Source organism: Bradyrhizobium sp. USDA 4504 (assembly GCF_054063995.1).
The window spans coordinates 8,647,571-8,665,676 of sequence record NZ_JBSSGV010000001.1 but is presented as its reverse complement, the minus strand read 5'-3'; the positions used below and the strand labels follow the sequence as shown (position 1 = coordinate 8,665,676).

16 protein-coding genes and 1 tRNA gene are annotated in these 18,106 nt (G+C 64.8%); 10 read left to right on the top strand and 7 right to left on the bottom strand.

The genetic code is table 11. From position 1 onward, the window contains the following. Positions 1 to 50 precede the first annotated feature (50 nt). Positions 51 to 578: a Dps family protein gene (locus ACVMB1_RS40730; RefSeq protein WP_057017033.1), complete on the bottom strand. Its 528-nt coding sequence runs from the start codon at positions 576 to 578 to the stop codon at positions 51 to 53. Positions 579 to 701: 123 nt separating this feature from the next. Here ACVMB1_RS40730 and ACVMB1_RS40725 point away from each other — a divergent pair, with 123 nt between their 5' ends. The 5 genes from ACVMB1_RS40725 (at position 702) to ACVMB1_RS40705 (ending at position 6,750) form a co-directional block, all read left to right on the top strand. After that, positions 702 to 1,391 carry a class I SAM-dependent methyltransferase gene (locus ACVMB1_RS40725; RefSeq protein WP_057017034.1) on the top strand — a complete coding sequence of 230 codons (690 nt, stop codon included), beginning with the start codon at positions 702 to 704 and terminating at the stop codon, positions 1,389 to 1,391. Positions 1,392 to 1,468: 77 nt separating this feature from the next. Next, positions 1,469 to 1,544 (top strand) — tRNA-OTHER (locus ACVMB1_RS40720). Positions 1,545 to 1,865: 321 nt separating this feature from the next. Then, a complete protein-coding gene (carB, locus tag ACVMB1_RS40715; RefSeq protein WP_076827988.1) occupies positions 1,866 to 5,330 on the top strand; it encodes a carbamoyl-phosphate synthase large subunit in 3,465 nt (1,154 codons plus the stop codon). Positions 5,331 to 5,527: 197 nt separating this feature from the next. Beyond that, positions 5,528 to 6,001 (top strand): transcription elongation factor GreA, encoded by a 474-nt coding sequence (gene greA, locus ACVMB1_RS40710; RefSeq protein WP_018269816.1) that lies wholly within the window; start codon positions 5,528 to 5,530, stop codon positions 5,999 to 6,001. A 353-nt stretch (positions 6,002 to 6,354) separates the two neighbouring features. Continuing rightward, a complete protein-coding gene (locus tag ACVMB1_RS40705; RefSeq protein ID WP_456849747.1) occupies positions 6,355 to 6,750 on the top strand; it encodes a DoxX family protein in 396 nt (131 codons plus the stop codon). Between the two features lie 125 nt (positions 6,751 to 6,875). Here ACVMB1_RS40705 and ACVMB1_RS40700 read toward each other — a convergent pair whose 3' ends face one another. Next, a complete protein-coding gene (locus ACVMB1_RS40700; protein WP_016845095.1) occupies positions 6,876 to 7,355 on the bottom strand; it encodes an Lrp/AsnC family transcriptional regulator in 480 nt (159 codons plus the stop codon). 282 nt (positions 7,356 to 7,637) lie between these two features. Between ACVMB1_RS40700 and trxB the strand changes: the two genes are divergently transcribed. The 3 genes from trxB (at position 7,638) to ACVMB1_RS40685 (ending at position 10,971) form a co-directional block, all read left to right on the top strand. Next, positions 7,638 to 8,603: a thioredoxin-disulfide reductase gene (gene trxB / locus ACVMB1_RS40695; RefSeq protein ID WP_057017037.1), complete on the top strand. Its 966-nt coding sequence runs from the start codon at positions 7,638 to 7,640 to the stop codon at positions 8,601 to 8,603. A gap of 2 nt (positions 8,604 to 8,605) precedes the next feature. Further along, on the top strand, positions 8,606 to 9,526 hold the full coding sequence (locus ACVMB1_RS40690; RefSeq protein ID WP_026192264.1) for a LysR family transcriptional regulator: 921 nt from the start codon (positions 8,606 to 8,608) through the stop codon (positions 9,524 to 9,526). Positions 9,527 to 10,056: 530 nt separating this feature from the next. Continuing rightward, positions 10,057 to 10,971: a 4-hydroxy-tetrahydrodipicolinate synthase family protein gene (locus ACVMB1_RS40685; protein ID WP_076827990.1), complete on the top strand. Its 915-nt coding sequence runs from the start codon at positions 10,057 to 10,059 to the stop codon at positions 10,969 to 10,971. Between the two features lie 163 nt (positions 10,972 to 11,134). Here ACVMB1_RS40685 and ACVMB1_RS40680 read toward each other — a convergent pair whose 3' ends face one another. After that, positions 11,135 to 13,528, bottom strand: coding sequence for a heavy metal translocating P-type ATPase (locus ACVMB1_RS40680; protein ID WP_057017025.1), 2,394 nt, complete (start codon positions 13,526 to 13,528; stop codon positions 11,135 to 11,137). Between the two features lie 65 nt (positions 13,529 to 13,593). Here ACVMB1_RS40680 and ACVMB1_RS40675 point away from each other — a divergent pair, with 65 nt between their 5' ends. After that, a complete protein-coding gene (locus ACVMB1_RS40675) occupies positions 13,594 to 13,869 on the top strand; it encodes a metal-sensitive transcriptional regulator (protein ID WP_018269815.1) in 276 nt (91 codons plus the stop codon). Positions 13,870 to 14,109: 240 nt separating this feature from the next. Here ACVMB1_RS40675 and ychF read toward each other — a convergent pair whose 3' ends face one another. The 4 genes from ychF to ACVMB1_RS40655 all read right to left on the bottom strand — a co-directional run bounded on the left by ychF (position 14,110) and on the right by ACVMB1_RS40655 (position 17,193). Further along, the gene (gene ychF, locus ACVMB1_RS40670; RefSeq protein WP_456849745.1) at positions 14,110 to 15,207 is read right to left on the bottom strand and encodes a redox-regulated ATPase YchF; all 1,098 of its coding nucleotides are present in this window, start codon (positions 15,205 to 15,207) and stop codon (positions 14,110 to 14,112) included. Positions 15,208 to 15,266: 59 nt separating this feature from the next. After that, positions 15,267 to 15,881: an aminoacyl-tRNA hydrolase gene (gene pth / locus ACVMB1_RS40665; RefSeq protein ID WP_076825517.1), complete on the bottom strand. Its 615-nt coding sequence runs from the start codon at positions 15,879 to 15,881 to the stop codon at positions 15,267 to 15,269. Positions 15,882 to 15,936: 55 nt separating this feature from the next. Next, positions 15,937 to 16,659, bottom strand: coding sequence for a 50S ribosomal protein L25/general stress protein Ctc (locus ACVMB1_RS40660; protein ID WP_141340935.1), 723 nt, complete (start codon positions 16,657 to 16,659; stop codon positions 15,937 to 15,939). A 273-nt stretch (positions 16,660 to 16,932) separates the two neighbouring features. After that, on the bottom strand, positions 16,933 to 17,193 hold the full coding sequence (locus tag ACVMB1_RS40655; protein ID WP_028333099.1) for an accessory factor UbiK family protein: 261 nt from the start codon (positions 17,191 to 17,193) through the stop codon (positions 16,933 to 16,935). Positions 17,194 to 17,370: 177 nt separating this feature from the next. On the opposite strand from ACVMB1_RS40655, the gene ACVMB1_RS40650 reads away from it, so the two are divergent. Next, positions 17,371 to 18,105 carry a dienelactone hydrolase family protein gene (locus ACVMB1_RS40650; RefSeq protein ID WP_057016608.1) on the top strand — a complete coding sequence of 245 codons (735 nt, stop codon included), beginning with the start codon at positions 17,371 to 17,373 and terminating at the stop codon, positions 18,103 to 18,105. The last annotated feature ends 1 nt before the right edge of the window (position 18,106 follow it).

Here is an 18,106-nt window from a genome sequence, read left to right as displayed (position 1 = left end):
CCGGAGCAAAGCAGCTCTGGATTGCTTCCTCGCGGGTGCGGCAACGCAGCTTACGCCGCGTTGCTGCCTTCCTGGCGGCTGGCCTCGAACAGGAACCAGGTGCGGCGCTCGGTTTCGTCGATGAAGGTTTCGAGCAGGCCTGCGGTGCCGGAGTCCTCCTGGTCGTCAGCCAGCTTGTGCGCCTTGCGCATCGCAGCCGCCATGTGCTTGTTGTCTTCCATCAACTCGCGCAGCATTTCGCGCGGCGGCACATAATCGTCGTCATTGTCCTTGATGGTCTGATGCTTGGCGATATCGCCGATCGACTTCAGCGTCGCGCCGCCAAGCTTGCGCACCCGCTCGGCGAGCTGGTCGGTGGTCGCGAAGATCGCCTCCGACTGCTCGTCCAGCAACAAATGGTAATCATGGAAATGCCGGCCGCTGACGTGCCAATGGAAATTCTTGGTTTTCAAATAGAGCGCGAAGGCGTCGGCCAGAAGCGTGTTGAGCGAGGCCGAGATCGTGTCCACCGCAGCCTGCGGCAGGTCGCTCGGCGTGTCGAGATCGGGCGAGATCTTGTCAGTCTTGGCTTTGCTCACGTTGGACCTTCCTGTTAGGAACCCGTATTTCGGCGCATTGAACATTGGCCGCCGGACCGCTAACGCATCATCAGCCCACCCGTTCCTGAGGCCAGGAACCCGTTCTGCCGGATACCAAACGCGATGGATGAATGGATCGATTATTACGATTCCACGCATACGATCTATGCGAGCCGACTGCACCGTGACCTGCATTTCCAGATCATCGCAAACGACATCATCGGCTACATCGCTTCGCCGGATGCCGTGGTGCTCGACTATGCCTGCGGCGAGGCGCTGTCGGCGGCGAAGGTCGCCAATGCCTGCGCCCAGCTCTATCTGGCGGAGCCGGCGCCCGGCGTACGCGGCCGTCTGGTCGCGCGCTTTGCGCCCGACACCCGCATCCGTGTCCGCTCGCTCGATGACCTGAAGCACATGGACGCGGACTCGATCGACCTCGTGGTGATGAACTCGGTGGCGCAATACATGACGCCGCAGGAGCTCGATTCCGCGTTCGACGTGATCCACCGCCTGCTGAAGCCCTCGGGCCGGTTCGTGCTCGGCGATATCCTGCGGCCTGAAGTCGGGATGGCGAGGGACGTCGCGGCCCTGCTGCGCTTCGCGGCGACCCACGGTTTCCTGCGCGATGCGCTGGTCGGGCTGGCTTCAACCGCGCTGTCCGACTACCGCCAGCTGCGCACCCGGATCGGACTGCAGCGCTACCGCGAGGACGAGATGATCGCCAAGCTCGGCGCCGCGGGGTTCAGCGCCCGACGCGCGCCGCGCAACATCGGGCACAATCCGTGGCGGATGACGTTCGTGGCGCACCACTGATCCTGGGTTGCGCCAGCTATTAACGTTACCCACCAGTAAACGTGGCGGCCTCTGAAATAATCAGCAATGATCCACTCGGCCCGGTGGCGGAAGCTTCGACGCGGCAGTGGTGCAACACTGTTTATCCTGGTTCAAATCCAGGCCGGGCCTCCAGCCTTCGCTGCTGACGCAGCTTCGGCTCGGCAGGCCTTCTCGTAGCGAAGGCTGCCGCGGCGTAGCCCGCAGGGCGAAGCCGGGCCGGTAGCCCCTCCCAATCCCTCACCCCCCAACCGGGCATACGCCGAATGCGGATTTTCCCCCAGAATCGCGGTTGATTGCGCGTTTTTGGGGGTTTCGCGGGTACGGAAACTGGTCTAAAGACCACCCGCGCGCGAGGGATCGCGCTTCCAGTGCTACAACATGTAGCGCATGGCTCGAGGGACGCGCGGGAAGCGCGCCCTTTTTTTGTGCCTAAATTCCAGTCCGCGAGAGCTGATGCCCAAAAGAACCGACATCTCCACCATCCTGATCATCGGCGCCGGTCCCATCGTGATCGGCCAAGCCTGCGAGTTCGACTATTCCGGCACGCAGGCCTGCAAGACGCTCAAGGAAGAGGGCTATCGGATCGTCCTGGTCAATTCCAACCCGGCGACGATCATGACCGACCCGGAGCTGGCGGATGCGACCTATATCGAGCCGATCACGCCCGAAATCGTCGCCAAGATCATCGAAAAGGAACGCCACGTCGTGCCCGGCGGCTTCGCGCTGCTGCCGACCATGGGCGGCCAGACCGCGCTGAACTGCGCGCTGTCGCTGCGCAAGCAGGGTACGCTGGAGAAGTTCGACGTCGAGATGATCGGCGCCACCGCCGACGCCATCGACAAGGCCGAAGACCGCCAGTTGTTCCGCGACGCCATGGAGAAGATCGGGCTGCAGACGCCGAGGTCGCGGCTCGCCAATGCGTCGGCGCTGAAGAAGTCCGACCGCGACAAATACCTCGCCGATCAGGCCAAGCTGTCCGGCCCCGAGCTCGAAGCCTTCGAACGGCAGTGGGAAGGTGGCGAGAACGAGCGGCGCAAGCGCTACCAGCAGCAGGCCTTGGCCGAAGCGCTGATGGCGCTGTCCGACATCGGCCTGCCCGCGATCATCCGCCCCTCCTTCACGCTCGGCGGCACCGGCGGCGGCATCGCCTACAACAAGGAAGAATATCTCGACATCATCGAGCGCGGCCTCGATGCCTCGCCGACCAACGAGGTGCTGATCGAGGAATCCGTCCTCGGCTGGAAAGAGTTCGAGATGGAGGTGGTGCGCGACAAGAAGGACAATTGCATCATCATCTGCTCAATCGAGAACGTCGATCCGATGGGCGTGCACACCGGCGATTCGATCACGGTGGCGCCGGCACTGACGCTCACCGACAAGGAATACCAGATCATGCGCGACGCATCGATTGCGGTGCTGCGCGAGATCGGCGTCGAGACCGGCGGCTCCAACGTGCAGTTCGGCATCAATCCGGACGACGGCCGCATGGTCGTGATCGAGATGAATCCCCGCGTGTCGCGCTCGTCGGCGCTGGCCTCCAAGGCCACCGGCTTTCCGATCGCCAAGGTCGCCGCCAAGCTTGCGATCGGCTACACGCTCGACGAGATCGCCAACGACATCACCGGCGGCGCGACGCCGGCCTCGTTCGAGCCGACGATTGACTACGTCGTCACCAAGATTCCGCGCTTTGCGTTCGAGAAATTCCCCGGCGCCTCCTCCACGCTGACCACCTCGATGAAGTCGGTCGGCGAGGTGATGGCGATCGGTCGCACTTTCCAGGAGAGCCTGCAGAAGGCCCTGCGCGGGCTCGAGACCGGGCTGACCGGCCTCGACGAGATCGACATCGAGGGCCTCGGCCGCAGCGACGACAAGAACGCGATCCGCGCGGCGCTCGGCACGCCGACGCCGAACCGCCTGCTGCAGGTCGCGCAGGCGATGCGGCTCGGCTGGTCCAACGAGGATATCTTCAATTCCTGCAAGATCGATCCCTGGTTCCTCGCGGAGCTGCGCGCCATCGTCGAGATGGAAGGCAAGATCCGCAGCAGCGGCCTGCCGACCAATGCGTTCGCCATGCGGATGCTGAAGGCGATGGGCTTCTCCGACGCACGGCTCGCCGTGCTCACGGAGACCACCGAGGCCGACGTCACCGCCAAGCGCCACGCGCTCGGGGTGCGCCCGGTATTCAAGCGCATCGACACCTGCGCGGCGGAGTTCGCTTCACCGACCGCCTACATGTATTCGACCTATGAGCGGCCGTTCGCCGGCGAATTTGCCGACGAGAGCGCGCCGTCGGACCGCAAGAAGGTGATCATCCTCGGCGGCGGCCCGAACCGCATCGGCCAGGGCATCGAGTTCGACTATTGCTGCTGCCACGCCTGCTTCGCGCTCGAGGACGCCGGTTACGAGACCATCATGGTCAACTGCAACCCGGAAACGGTGTCGACCGACTACGACACCGCCGACCGGCTGTATTTCGAGCCGCTGACCGCCGAGGACGTGCTCGAGATCATCGCGACCGAGCGCAAGTACGGCACGCTGCACGGCGTGATCGTGCAGTTCGGCGGCCAGACCCCGCTGAAGCTTGCCCGCGCGCTCGAAGCCGCCGAAGTGCCGATCCTCGGCACCTCGCCCGACGCGATCGACCTCGCCGAGGACCGCGACCGCTTCAAGCGCGTGCTCGACAAGCTGCGTCTCAAGCAGCCGAAGAACGGCATCGCCTATTCGGTCGAGCAGGCCCGCCTCGTCGCCGCCGATCTCGACCTGCCGCTGGTGGTGCGTCCGTCCTACGTGCTCGGCGGCCGCGCGATGCAGATCATCCGCGAGGAGAACCAGCTCAACGACTACCTGCTGGGAACGCTGCCCGAGCTGGTGCCCGCCGACATCAAGGCGCGCTACCCGAACGACAAGACCGGGCAAATCAACACCGTGCTCGGCAAGAACCCGCTGCTGTTCGACCGCTATCTGTCCGACGCAACCGAAGTCGACGTCGACTGCCTCTGCGACGGCAAGGACACCTTCATCGTCGGCATCATGGAGCACATCGAGGAAGCCGGCATCCATTCCGGCGACTCCGCCTGCTCGCTGCCGCCGCATTCGCTCGACGCCAAGACCATCGAGGAGCTGGAGCGGCAGACCCGCGAGCTCGCGCTCGGGCTCGACGTGGTCGGCCTGATGAACGTGCAATACGCCATCAAGGACGGCGAGATCTACGTGCTCGAGGTCAACCCGCGCGCATCCCGCACCGTGCCGTTCGTCGCCAAGGTGATCGGCACGCCGGTCGCCAAGATCGCGGCGCGGATCATGGCCGGCGAAAAGCTCGCCGACTTCAAGCTGAAGAAGAAGAAGCTCGGCCATGTCGGCGTGAAGGAATCGGTATTCCCGTTCGCGCGTTTCCCCGGCGTCGATACTGTGCTCGGACCGGAGATGCGTTCGACCGGCGAAGTGATGGGCATCGACCGCTCCTTCGAGGTCGCGTTCGCGAAGAGCCAGCTCGGCGGCGGCACGCGCGTGCCGCGGCAGGGCACGGTGTTCGTCTCGGTGCGCGGCGACGACAAGATGCGCATCGCGGATGCGGTGCGGCTGTTGCACTCGCTCGGCTTCAAGGTGATGGCAACCTCGGGCACGCAGCGCTACCTCAGCGACAACGGCGTGCCGACGGAAAAGGTGAACAAGGTGCTCGAAGGCCGTCCGCACATCGTCGACGCCATCACCAATGGCGACGTCCAGCTGGTCTTCAATACCACCGAAGGTCCGCAGGCGCTGGCCGACAGCCGCTCGCTGCGGCGGGCTGCCCTCTTGCATAAAGTGCCATATTACACCACTCTTTCGGGCGCGGTGGCGGCCGCACGGGGAATCCGGGCCTATCGGGCCGGGGACCTTGAGGTCCGCACGCTTCAGAGTTACTTTTCCGAAAGCTGACCGCTGCCCGGGCTGAAGGCCCGAAGCGGTCAATTAGCCGAATGGCTGGAACTCACCGCGCGATTGGATGTTGTCACGGCCCTTAGCGGGGCCGAATATCACTGGGCTTCCGGGCGCGTTGGCGCCCTGATTCCTGCGTTAGCTGAACTGGATATTCGTGCACGGCCGCCGGGCGCGCGCGATGAAGGACGAAGATGATGGATAAGGTTCCGATGACCGCGGGCGGATACGCCGCGCTGACGGACGAGTTGAAGCATCGCCAATCGGTGGATCGTCCGCGCATCATCGAACACATCGCGGAGGCGCGCTCGCACGGCGACCTCTCGGAGAACGCCGAGTATCACGCCGCCAAGGAAGAGCAGTCGCACAACGAGGGCCGCATCGCCGAGCTCGAGGACAAGCTCGCGCGCGCCGACATCATCGACATTTCGAAACTGTCAGGCGACACCATCAAGTTCGGCGCGACCGTGACGCTGATCGATGAGGACACCGAGAAGAAGGCGGTGTGGCAGATCGTCGGCGAAGTCGAGGCCGACGCCAAGAAGGGCCGCATCTCCATCACCTCGCCGCTCGCGCGCGCGCTGATCGGCAAGAAGAAGGGGACCACCGTCGAGGTGATGGCGCCGGGCGGCGCCAAGGCCTACGAGATCACCAAGGTCGAGTGGCGGTAGTTACCTTCACGTGACTGGTGCAGAAAAGCCGCGTCCCGCACGCGGCTTTTTTTATGCCCCGCGTTTCTCCCCGGTCTGACAGCAATGTGAATGGAGAGCCGCTGCACGCCATGCCAGTGAGGCCGTGACATGTTTATGCAGTATAATCATGTCGGGGGACGGAGTTCGGGCTGACGATTGCGTCGCAACACGCATCGCTGCGCGTCACCGTGTCACTGCCGCGTTCTCTCGCAACTGCCATCGCGCGAGGAATGATTCCAGGCGCAAGGTGTTGACATCACACTCCGGTGGCGGACACCGTGTGTTTCTGCATCTTGCAACGTTCCAGTGTGTCAAACAGGGGGTAAATGACAATGGACCAGATGTTCTCCAAGCTCCAGCCGGTGGCGCTCAGCCTGTTCCGGTTCATCACCGGACTGCTGCTGTTTCAGTTCGGCGTTGCCAAAATTTTCAAATTCCCACCCGGGACAATGTTCGAGAAGGTCGAGCTGTTCTCATTGATCGGCGCGGCCGGCGCCCTCGAATTGATGCTCGGCGGGCTCCTGATGATTGGCCTGTTCTCGCGGATCGTAGCCTTTATCCTGGCGGGTGAAATGACCTTCGCTTACTTCATCGGCCATTTCCCAAAAGGGTTCTACCCGCTGCTCAATAACGGCAGTCTGGCGATCGCGTTCTGCTTCGCCTGCCTCTACCTCGCGACCTCGGGTCCGGGTCCGATCAGCGTCGACGCTGCGATGGGGAAGAGGTAGCAGCGCTAGGCGCTTCCCACTCATTGACGACGTCATTCCGGGATGGCGCGTTAGCGTCAGACCCGGAATCTCGAGATTCCGGGCTCGATGCTAACGCATCGCCCCGGAATGACGCGCACGGCGCTCTAGCCGACCGCCTTCAATCCCAGCGGCACCGCGGCCTCATATTTCGAATTGTGCAGCACCAGTGACGTCCTGACGTTGCGCACATGCGGCGCCGCCGTCAGGTGGGTGACGAAATCCTGGAACGTCGCCATGTCGGGCGCGACGCATTTGAGGATGAAGTCGACTTCGCCCGACAGCATCCAGCATTCCCGCACCAGCGGCTCGGCGCGCACGAAATTCTCGAAGGCGCGGAGATCGGCGTCAGCCTGGCTCGACAGATGCACCGAGGCGAACACCGTGACGTCGTAGCCGAGGCGGCGCGGATCGAGCAGGCCGCGGTATCCCTGGATGTAGCCTTCCTCCTCCAGCGCCCGGACCCTGCGCAGGCAGGGCGGCGGCGAGATACCGACGCGTTTGGCCAGTTCCACATTGGTGATTCGGCCATCGGCCTGGATCTCGGCGAGGATTTTGAGGTCGATCTCGTCAAGGTTCTTCGACACGCGACTACAGTTCCCTAGGGGTTTGGAAGGCTTGGCGGGTCCGCCGGCAACTCTCATAGCGCAGCCCGCTGGCATTGCGCAATTTTATTGCGCGTGCAGCGCACGATTTCGCGAATGTGACTTCAGTTCCGGGGAAAAATCGCTGCCATGGATTGCAAATCTTGCATAGCTTCCCAGATATCTTAGACTTGGATTTGACACTTTCAGCACCGCCGTGACCTGCTTCCGGGGTGCTTCCCACACAAGTCCCCGTCAAAGTCCCCAGCAGAGAGGGATCAGCTAATGCCCGCGCCTGTCCACGCCAAGGTCGTCATCATCGGGTCCGGCCCCGCCGGTTACACCGCAGCGATCTACGCGGCACGCGCGATGCTCGAGCCGGTGCTGATCCAGGGCATCCAGCCGGGCGGGCAACTCACCATCACCACCGACGTCGAGAACTATCCCGGCTTCGCCGATGTGATCCAGGGCCCCTGGCTGATGGAGCAGATGGAGAAGCAGGCGGCCCATGTCGGCACCAAGATCGTCACCGATCTCGTCAACAAGCTGGAACTCGGCCAGCGCCCGTTTCGCCTGACCTGCGATTCCGGCGACGTCTATCTCGCCGAGACCGTGATCCTCGCCACCGGCGCCCAGGCGCGCTGGCTCGGACTGCCCTCGGAAGCAAAGTTCCAGGGCGGCGGGGTGTCGGCCTGCGCGACCTGCGACGGCTTCTTCTACCGCGGCAAGGACGTCGTGGTGGTCGGGGGCGGCAACACCGCCGTCGAGGAAGCGCTGTACCTGACCAATCACGCCTCCCAGGTCACCATCGTGCATCGCCGCGATCATTTCCGCGCCGAGCGCATCCTGCAGGAGCGGCTGTTCAAGAATCCCAAGATCAAGGTGGTGTGGGATTCGGCGATCGACGAAATCTGCGGATCGGAGAACCCGAACAAGGTCACCCATGTGCGGCTGAAGAACGTCAAGACCGGCGCGCTCACGAACCTCAAAACCGACGGCGTCTTCATCGCGATCGGCCATGCGCCGGCGACGGAGCTCGTCAAAGGCCAGATCAAGCTGAAACCGTCGGGCTACGTCGAGGTTGCGCCGAACTCCACCGCGACCTCGATGCCCGGCCTGTTCGCCGCGGGCGACGTGGCGGATGAAACCTTCCGGCAGGCGGTCACCGCCGCCGGCCTCGGCTGCATGGCTGCGCTCGAGGCGGAACGCTTCCTGGCTCTTCGCGCGAGCGATCGCGCAGCGGCGGAATAATCATGGCACGATCTCGCGACGGATTTACGGATATGGATTGGGACAAGCTGAAGGTCTTTCACGCAGCGGCGGAGGCGGGCAGCTTCACGCATGCCGGCGAACAGCTTGGCCTGTCGCAATCGGCAGTCTCCCGCCAGGTCAGCGCGCTGGAGCAGGAGCTCTCGGTGTCGTTGTTTCACCGCCACGCCCGCGGCCTGATCCTCACCGAGCAGGGCGACCTCCTGTTCCGCACCGCGCATGACGTGTTCATGCAGCTGCAGGCGGCCCGCGCAAAGCTCACCGACAGCCGCGAGCGGCCGAGCGGCGACCTCAAGATCACGACGCCCCCGGCGCTCGGCATCAACTGGCTGATCCCGCGGCTCGACGAGTTCACCGCGCTCTATCCCGACATCCGGATTTCGCTGATCGTCACCGACGAGGATCTCGACCTCTCGATGCGCGAGGCCGACGTCGCGATCCGCACCCGCAAGCCGACCCAGCCGGACCTGATCCAGCGCAAGCTGTTCTCGATCGGCTTCCATGCCTACTGCTCGCCGGAATACATCAAGCGCTTCGGCACGCCGCGCACGCTCGATGATCTCGACTCGCACCGCATCATCATGCTCGGCGACTCGCAGGTGCCGGCGCATCTGCAGAACCGCAGCTGGCTGATCGATGCCGGCCGCAACGGCTCCGGTCCGCGCGAGCCCTACTTCAAGGTCAACAACATCCTCGGCCTCGTGCGCGCCTGCCAGCAGGGCCTCGGCATCGCCGCGCTGCCGGACTATCTGGTCGAACAGAACAACCTCGTGCAGCTGTTCGGCGAGTCCGACTCGATCGCGCTCGACACCTACTTCGTCTATCCGGAAGAGCTGAAGACGGTGGCCCGGGTGCAGGTGTTCCGCGACTTCGTGGTCAGCAAGGCGCAGCGCTGGCCGTCGTGATTAAGCCGCCCTTATAGGGCTGCTTTATAGGGATATCCGTGCTGCCCCCGGTCTCCGCATGACTGACATGCGACCTGGATAGTTGCTGCAAGCCGTCGATGGGGATCATAGTGCTTACACGCTGAGCGTTCGCGTCGCGCATATGTCCCCCTCCTCCAGTGGCGCGGAAGTTCAGTAATCCCTCTTGGAAGGTGATTGTGTCGGCCTCACGTGGCCAATACCTTAAGCCGGGCTCACTCGAGCCCGGCTTTTTTTCATCGCCGTGCCTTTTCACCTCCATGGCATGCGCAAAACGCGCCGCACGCGCCGGTCAGCATGTGCATTGACAACAACCTCGCAGCGCAGCATCATTATCCCATGATCACGACTTCGTGCGCCGTTCTGTCGTCGAAAAAAGCTCCCCTCCCGGGGACACGAGATCGCGCGCGATAAGATCACCTTCGCATTCAGACCGATCCCGAAACCCCGCCGCCTGGACGGGGTTTTTTGTTGGTCCCGTCTCCGGCTTTGCCTTCTTAAGGAGATGGAACATGACCGATCTACATCAGCAATTGCAGGGCCTCTGGCTGCCTTTGATCACGCCATTCCGTAACGGCGAGCTCGACGTCACGTCGCTGCGGCGTCTCGTACGGCACTACGCCGATGGCCCCGTCGACGGGTTCATTCTCGGCGCAACCTCCGGCGAGGGCATGGCGCTCAGCGTGGACGAACTGGAGGGGCTGGTGAGCGTCGTGCTCGACGAGCTCAGTGCCAGCTCCCGCCATTTGCCGGTCTGTCTCGGGCTCTCCGGCGCCTCGACCGCCCGGATGAAGGAAGCGCTGGATGATACGGCCGACTGGCCGATCAACGGCTATCTGATCGCCAGCCCCTATTACATCAGGCCCTCGCAGCGCGGGCTCGTGCAGCACTTCAACGCGCTCGCTGATCACGCGTCGTGGCCGATCGTGCTTTACAACATTCCCTATCGCACGGCGGTGAACCTGACCAACGAGACGCTGCTGGCGCTCGCGGACCATCCGAACATCGCCGGCATGAAGGATTGCTGCGCCGACCGCGCGCAGTCGATCGACTTCCTCAACCGCCGGCCGGCCGGCTTTCGCGTGCTGACCGGCGAGGACGCGCAAACCTTCGATGCGCTCTCGGACGGCGCCGACGGCGCGATCCTGCTGTCCGCACATCTGGAAACAAACACCTTCGCTGCGATCCGCACGCTGCTGCAGCAGGGCCAGCGCGACGCGGCGCTGGCCGCCTGGCAGAGCGTCGTCGGCCTGACGAGGCTGCTGTTCGCCGAACCGAGCCCCGCGCCGGCCAAGCACTGGCTGTGGCGGCAGGGGCTGATCGACAGCCCCGAGGTGCGGCTGCCAATGGTCGCGGTCAGCGAGGATCTCGCAACCTGGCTCGACGCCGAGATGGAGCGCCGCGCGCAGCTGCTGCTGCCAGCGTGATCGCTCCGCTCCCTCTCCCCGTTCTTACGGGGAGAGGGCTGGGGTGAGGGGCTGCTTCCGCACAAAAGGCGAGAGACAGACTCGTGGAGAGTCCCCCTCACCCGGATCGCATTTTGCGATGCGATCCGACCTCTCCCCGCAAGCGGGGCGAGGTAAGAGACGCCTAGTCCAGCTTCACCTGCGAAAGCCGCAGCGCATTGCCGATCACGCTGACCGAAGACAGCGCCATCGCGGCGGCGCCGACCATCGGCGACAGCAGGATGCCGAACAGCGGATACAGCACGCCGGCTGCGATTGGCACGCCGGCGGCGTTGTAGACGAACGCGAACGCCAGGTTCTGGCGGATGTTGCGCATGGTCGCGACCGACAGCCGCCGCGCGCGCACCAGGCCCATCAGGTCGCCGGTGAGCAGCGTGACGCCGGCGCTCTCGATCGCGACGTCGGTGCCGCCGCCCATCGCGATGCCGACATCGGCGGCGGCGAGCGCCGGTGCGTCATTGACGCCGTCGCCGGCCATCGCGACGGTGCGCCCCTCGCCGCGCAGCCGCTGCACGACCTCGCTCTTGCGCTCCGGCAGAACGCCGGCCTCGACGTCGCCGATGCCGAGCGTCTTTGCCACCGCCCGCGCGGTGGTCTCGTTGTCGCCGGTCAGCATCACGATGCGCAGGCCCTCGGCACGCAGTGCCTGCAGCGCGCTGGTCGCGGACGGCTTCACCGGATCGGCAATCGCGATCACCCCGGCGATGCGGCCGTCGACCGCGACATAGATCGCCGTCGCGCCGTCCCGCCGTGCGGCCTCGGCCGCCTCGTCGAGCGCTGCCGTCGCGATCTTCAGCTCGGCCATCAGCACCGCGTTGCCGAGCGCAACCTGCCTGCCCCCGACCGTGCCGGTCGCGCCCTTGCCGGAGGGCGAGGCGAAATTGCTGACGGCGGACGATGCGAGCTTGCGCTCCCCGGCGGCGGCGATAATCGCCTGCGCCAGCGGGTGCTCGCTGCCCTGCTCGACACTGGCGGCAACGCGCAGCAGATCGCTCTCGTCGAATCCTTCGGCGGCAATGACGCGCACGACCTTCGGCTTGCCTTCGGTGAGCGTTCCGGTCTTGTCGATGACCAGCGTGTCGATCGCCTCCATCCGCTCCAGCGCCTGCGCGTCGCGGATCAGGATGCCGGAATGCGCGCCGCGGCCGACGCCGACCATGATCGACATCGGCGTCGCCAATCCCAGCGCGCACGGACAGGCGATGATCAGCACCGTGACGGCGGCGACCAGCGCGAAGGTCAGGCGCGGCTCAGGGCCGAACACCGTCCAGGCGATGAAGGCGAGCACGGCAGCGGCGATCACCGCCGGCACGAACCAGCCGGCGACGCGATCGGCGAGCCGCTGAATCGGCGCGCGTGAGCGCTGCGCCTTCGCCACCATGTCGACGATCCGCGACAGCATGGTGTCGCGGCCGATCTTCTCGGCGCGCATCACGAGGCCGCCGCTCTGGTTGACCGTACCGCCGATCACGCTCGCGCCTTCGGCCTTCGTGACCGGCATCGACTCGCCTGTGACCATGGACTCATCAATGACCGCACTGCCCTCGACGACGACGCCGTCGACCGGAACCTTCTCGCCCGGCCGCACGCGAAGGCGGTCGCCGACCTTGATCGCATCGATGTCGATGTCCTCGTCGCCATGATCGGTGATGCGCCGCGCGGTCTTCGGCGCGAGACCGAGCAGCGCGCGGATCGCGCCCGAGGTCTGCGCGCGGGCGCGCAATTCCAGCACCTGGCCAAGCAGCACCAGCACCGTGATCACCGCCGCCGCCTCGAAATACACCGCGACCGCGCCATGCATGTCGCGGAACGCGGGCGGGAATAGCTGCGGCGCCAGCGTCGCGACCACGCTGTAGACATAGGCAACGCCGGTGCCCATCGCGATCAGCGTGAACATGTTGAGATTGCGGGTGACCAGCGACTGCCAGCCGCGCACGAAGAACGGCGCGCCGGCCCACAGCACGACCGGCGTCGCCAGCACGAGTGAGACCCAGTTCGACCAGTGCTGCGGCACCAGCTGCATCAATCCGAGATGGCTGCCCATCTCGAGCACGAACACCGGCACGGTCAGCGCGAGACCGATCCAGAACCGCCGCGTCATGTCGATCAGTTCAGGATCGGGACCGTCGTCGAGCGAGACCTGCTCGGGCTCCAGCGCCATGCCGCAGATCGGGCAGCTGCCGGGGCCGACCTGGCGCACCTCGGGATGCATCGGGCAGGTGTAGATGGTGCCCGCGGGCGCCGGCGGCTCCTCTTCACGCGGCTTGAGATACTTCTGAGGGTCGGCCTCGAAACGCTCGCGGCAGCGGCCGCTGCAGAACAGGTACTCCTCGCCCTGGTAGCTGAAGCGATGCTTGGCGGTCGCCGGGTCGACCTTCATGCCGCAGACCGGATCGATCGCGAACGCCGTCTCGGCCGGCGGCGTGTCGTGATCATGCTTGCCGCCGCAGCAGGAATGCGCGGCCGCGCCATTGTGGTGATGATCCGCGTGCGAATGGTCGTGCTTTGCGTGTGCCACGAAACTCTTCCCGGCCGGTAATCCGACCTCTTGATTTAGATACCCTAGGGGGGTATATGAGACCTATGAGAGACGAGGTCAAGACATCCTGCTTAAAACGGCTCAAACGGATCGAAGGTCAGATCCGCGGATTGGCCGCCATGGTCGAGGACGACCGCTATTGCATCGACGTGGTGACGCAGATCGCGGCCGCGCGCGCGGCGCTGCGCCGCGTCGAGGAAGAGGTGCTGCGCGATCATGTGGCGCATTGCGTCGAGCATGCGATCTCGTCCGGCGACAAGGCCGACCAGCGGCGCAAGATCGCCGAGTTGATGGACGTGATCGGCCGTGCGGATAGGTGATCTAAGCGCCACCCCATACTCGATGTCGTCCCTGCGAAAGCAGGGACCCATAATCACAGGACGCCGGGATGGAGCGAGCTAGGCCACAGCTCGCTTCAACAACGCGACCCTGTGGTTATGGGTCCCGGGTCGCGCTTCGCTTGCCCGGGACGACGTGGGAAAGAGCGGCACCCGCACATTCAGCGTCGTCCCGGCCTTCGCCGGGACGACGTGGGGAAAAAGCTCTCTCGAAATCGATGCTCAGGTATTGAATCTGAAATGCATGACGTCGCCGTCGGCGACGACGTACTCCTTGCCTTCAAGCCGCAGCTTGCCGGCATCGCGCGCGCCGGCTTCGCCGTTGCCGGCGATGTAGTCGGCATAGGCGATGGTCTCGGCACGGATGAAGCCCTTCTCGAAATCGGTATGGATCACGCCGGCGGCAGCGGGCGCCTTGGTGCCGCGGTCGATGGTCCAGGCGCGGGCTTCCTTCGGGCCGACGGTGAAATAGGTGATGAGATCGAGCAGCCGGTAGCCGGCGCGGATCAGCCGATCGAGGCCGGCCTCTTCCAGACCCAGCGTCTCCAGGAAGTCAGTGCGTTCCTCACGCGACAACGTCGCGATTTCGGATTCGATCTTGGCCGAGATCACGACCGCGACCGCGCCCTCCTCCTTGGCGCGCTCGAACACTGCCTTGGAGAAATTGTTGCCGTCCATGGCCGAGCCTTCCTCGACGTTGCAGACGTAGAGCACGGGCTTCGAGGTCAAGAGCCCGAGCATGCGGAACGCACGCTCCTCCTCCGGCTTGCGTTCCAGTCCGCGGGCAGGCTTGCCGTCGCGCAGCAACACCAGCGCGCGGTTGACCAGCTCGAGCTGCTCCTTGGCTTCCTTGTCGTTGCCCTTGGCCTTCTTCGAGAGGTTGTCGACGCGCTTCTCGAGGCTGTCGAGATCGGACAGCATCAGCTCGGTCTCGATGGTCTCGACGTCGGCGAGCGGCGCGATCTTGCCTTCGACATGGGTGATGTCGGAATCCTCGAAGCAGCGCACCACATGGGCGATGGCGTCGACCTCGCGGATGTTGGCGAGGAACTGGTTGCCGAGACCTTCGCCCTGCGACGCGCCGCGGACGACGCCCGCGATGTCGACGAAGGTCAGCCGGGTCGGAATGATCTGCGCCGACTTCGCGACCGCCGCGAGCTTCTCCAGCCGCGGATCGGGCACCGCAACCTCGCCGACATTCGGCTCGATGGTGCAGAACGGATAGTTCGCCGCCTGGGCGGCCGCCGTCTCGGTCAGCGCATTGAACAGCGTCGACTTGCCGACGTTAGGCAGCCCGACGATCCCGCATTTGAATCCCATGTCTTCCTCAATAATCTCTGGTTCGTCATGGCGGGCTCGTGCCGATGACGAAAGGGAGATCAGGCCGGCTTCTCGCCGCCGTTCTCACCCTTGTCGAAAAATCCTTTGGCCTGCATCGTCAGATGCACCTTGTTGGCGAACGACGCGTCGTGCCCCGCAGCCAGCAGGCCGGCATTGTCGGCGACGGCCTGGCACAAGGCCTCCACCCACGCCCGGTCGCTCTTGGCGAAGTCCGACAGCACGTGGCTGTGCACGAGCTCCTTGACGCCGGGATGACCGATCCCGAGCCGCACCCGCCGATACTCGTTGCCGATATGCGCGGAGATCGAGCGCAGGCCGTTGTGGCCGGCGATCCCGCCGCCGATCTTGACCCGCACCTTGGCGGGCGGCAGTTCGAGCTCGTCCTGGAACACGATGATGTCGGAGGGCGCGAGCTTGAAGAAGTTCGCCGCTTCCTGCACCGCGCGCCCGGACTCGTTCATGTAGGTGGTCGGCTTCAGCAGCACGACCTTCTCGCGATCGACGACGCCCTCGGAGGTCTCGCCCTGAAAGCGACGGCGCCATGGTCCGAAACCATGACGCCGTGCAATCTCATCGACCGCCAGGAAACCGATATTGTGCCGGTTGCTGGCGTATTTCGCGCCGGGATTACCGAGACCGACAAAGAGGCGCATGGCGCGGCATCCCGCGTCGGCGCGCCATCAGACGATCGCGCGCCGACCTGATCGATTACTTCTTCTTGTCGCCACCGGCGGGAGCCTTGGCACCCGCGGCCGGAGCCGCAGCACCCGCAGCCGGAACCGCCGCAGCGGCCGGAGCTGCAGCACCCGCGGCCGGAGCAGCGCCACCGGCAGCAGCCGCAGCCGCGGCCTTCTGCTCTTCGGCGTAGCCGGACGGCGGCACGAGGGTGACCAGGGTCGCGTCCTCGCGGGTCAGCGACTTCACGCCCTTGGGCAGCTTGATGTCGGTGAGATGCAGCGAGTGGCTGATCTCGAGGCTGCCGACGTCGGCTTCGATGTATTGCGGAATGTTGTCGACCGCGCATTCGAGCTCGAGCGCGTGGGTGACGATGTTCACGGTGCCGCCGCGCTTGACGCCGGGGGCGGTTTCGGCGTTCACGACGTGCAGCGGCACGCTGACGCGGATGGTGGCGCCTTCGCCGAGCCGCATGAAGTCGACATGGACCGGGAAGTCCTTCACCGGGTCGAGGTGGTAGTCGCGCGGAATCACGCGATGCTTCTTGCCCTCGAGATCGATGTCGAACAGCGTGGTGAGGAACCGGCCCGCCAGGATGCGCTGGCGCAGTTCACGGTCGTCGACCGAGATGGTGACGGGGGGCTGGTTGTCTCCGTAGATCACTCCGGGAACTCTCCCGGCGCGACGCTCTGCCCGGGCGGCCCCCTTGCCGCTCTTCGGACGCGCGGTCGCCTTCAATTCCTTGACGGTCGCCATAGCGTTAAGTCCTTGTATTTAAAAAGTTAAAGGCCGCAGCGCGGCCCATGCTCAGGTCCACAGCAAGCCTCCAGGGGTGCGGGGGCCGCGGACGTGGCGGGCTTTTAGCCCCAAAGGGCCGAAATGACAAGGAAATGAAGGGATTTTTCTTGGGTTACCGAGCGAGGATCGTAGCCCGGATGGAGCGAAGCGAAATCCGGGACCACTGCCTCCGCGGGCCGGCCCCGGATTGCGCTTCGCTCCATCCGCTACGGGGCTGCGCTCCGGGCCGTATCAGCCGACCGTACCGCCGAGCTTGGCCTCCAGCGCCGCGATCCTCGCCTTCAGCGCCTCGTTCTCCTCGCGCGCCAGGCGGGCCATGTCCTTGACCGCGTCGAATTCCTCGCGCTTGACCACGTCGAGGTCGCGCAAGATCCGTTCCGCCTGGTTGCGCATGACCGTGTCGACCTCGCGCTTGACGCCCTGGGCGGCGCCCGCGGCATCGTTCATCAGACGGCCGATCTCATCGAAAAACCGGTTGCTGGTCTGGGTCATTTCGCAAAACTCTCCGCGTTCACTGCCTCGCGCCAAAGACAATGGCGATCTCAGCCATCCGGTTCAAGTCCGCCGCGAATGGCAGGCCTCCCGAGGCTTGCCTTGTCATGCTCCGGTTTCCTTGCAATCGTATGAACTCACAACAGAAATCGCACACATAACGCGAGCAGAAACGCCATGATCGACCAGACCGTCGAGATCCCGACCAAGGACGGCAAGACCACCACCTTCATCACCCATCCCGAGCGCGGCGGCCCCTTCCCCGTCGTCATCTTCTACATGGACGCGCCGGCGATCCGCGAGGAGCTGCGCGACATGGCGCGCCGGCTCGGCACGTCAGGCTATTATGTGATGCTGCCCAATATGTATTACCGCGCCGGCGTGATGGAGCTCGGCCCGATCAATCCCGATCCGGAATCGCCCGAGCGCAAGCGCATGTTCGAGCTGATGCACTCGCTCAACATCCCGCTGGTGATGGAAGACACCAAGGGCCTGCTCGCCTATGCCGAGACGCAGAAGGCCGCCAACACCAGGATCATCGGCACTGTCGGCTATTGCATGAGCGGCCGCTATGCGGTGAACGCGGCGACGCATTTCGGCGATCGCGTGAAGGCCGCCGCCTCGGTCTACGGCACGCATCTGGCGACCGACCAGCCCGACAGTCCGCATCTTGCCGCGCAAAAGACAAAGGCCGAACTCTATTTCGCCTGCGCCGAGACCGATATCTACGCGCCACAGGACATCATCGAGCAGGTGAAGGCCGGCATGAAGGGATCGAACAACGAGGTCGAGATCTATCCCGGCACGCATCACGGCTTTGCGTTCCCCAAGCGTCCGGTCTATGACCGCGACGCCGCCGAACGCCATTGGGAGCGGCTCCTCGCGCTTTACCGGCGCAACCTCGTGGGCTGAG

Excerpts from the sequence above, each read along its gene's own strand:
- carB (WP_076827988.1), top strand. The coding sequence starts at position 1,866 with ATGCCCAAAAGAACCGACATCTCCACCATCCTGATCATCGGCGCCGGT.
- ACVMB1_RS40725 (WP_057017034.1), top strand. The coding sequence starts at position 702 with ATGGATGAATGGATCGATTATTACGATTCCACGCATACGATCTATGCG.
- ychF (WP_456849745.1), bottom strand. The coding sequence starts at position 15,207 with ATGGGATTCAAATGCGGGATCGTCGGGCTGCCTAACGTCGGCAAGTCG.
- ACVMB1_RS40685 (WP_076827990.1), top strand. The coding sequence starts at position 10,057 with ATGACCGATCTACATCAGCAATTGCAGGGCCTCTGGCTGCCTTTGATC.
- ACVMB1_RS40660 (WP_141340935.1), bottom strand. The coding sequence starts at position 16,659 with ATGGCGACCGTCAAGGAATTGAAGGCGACCGCGCGTCCGAAGAGCGGC.
- ACVMB1_RS40705 (WP_456849747.1), top strand. The coding sequence starts at position 6,355 with ATGGACCAGATGTTCTCCAAGCTCCAGCCGGTGGCGCTCAGCCTGTTC.
- trxB (WP_057017037.1), top strand. The coding sequence starts at position 7,638 with ATGCCCGCGCCTGTCCACGCCAAGGTCGTCATCATCGGGTCCGGCCCC.
- greA (WP_018269816.1), top strand. The coding sequence starts at position 5,528 with ATGGATAAGGTTCCGATGACCGCGGGCGGATACGCCGCGCTGACGGAC.
- ACVMB1_RS40650 (WP_057016608.1), top strand. The coding sequence starts at position 17,371 with ATGATCGACCAGACCGTCGAGATCCCGACCAAGGACGGCAAGACCACC.
- ACVMB1_RS40690 (WP_026192264.1), top strand. The coding sequence starts at position 8,606 with ATGGCACGATCTCGCGACGGATTTACGGATATGGATTGGGACAAGCTG.
- ACVMB1_RS40655 (WP_028333099.1), bottom strand. The coding sequence starts at position 17,193 with ATGACCCAGACCAGCAACCGGTTTTTCGATGAGATCGGCCGTCTGATG.
- ACVMB1_RS40675 (WP_018269815.1), top strand. The coding sequence starts at position 13,594 with ATGAGAGACGAGGTCAAGACATCCTGCTTAAAACGGCTCAAACGGATC.
- pth (WP_076825517.1), bottom strand. The coding sequence starts at position 15,881 with ATGCGCCTCTTTGTCGGTCTCGGTAATCCCGGCGCGAAATACGCCAGC.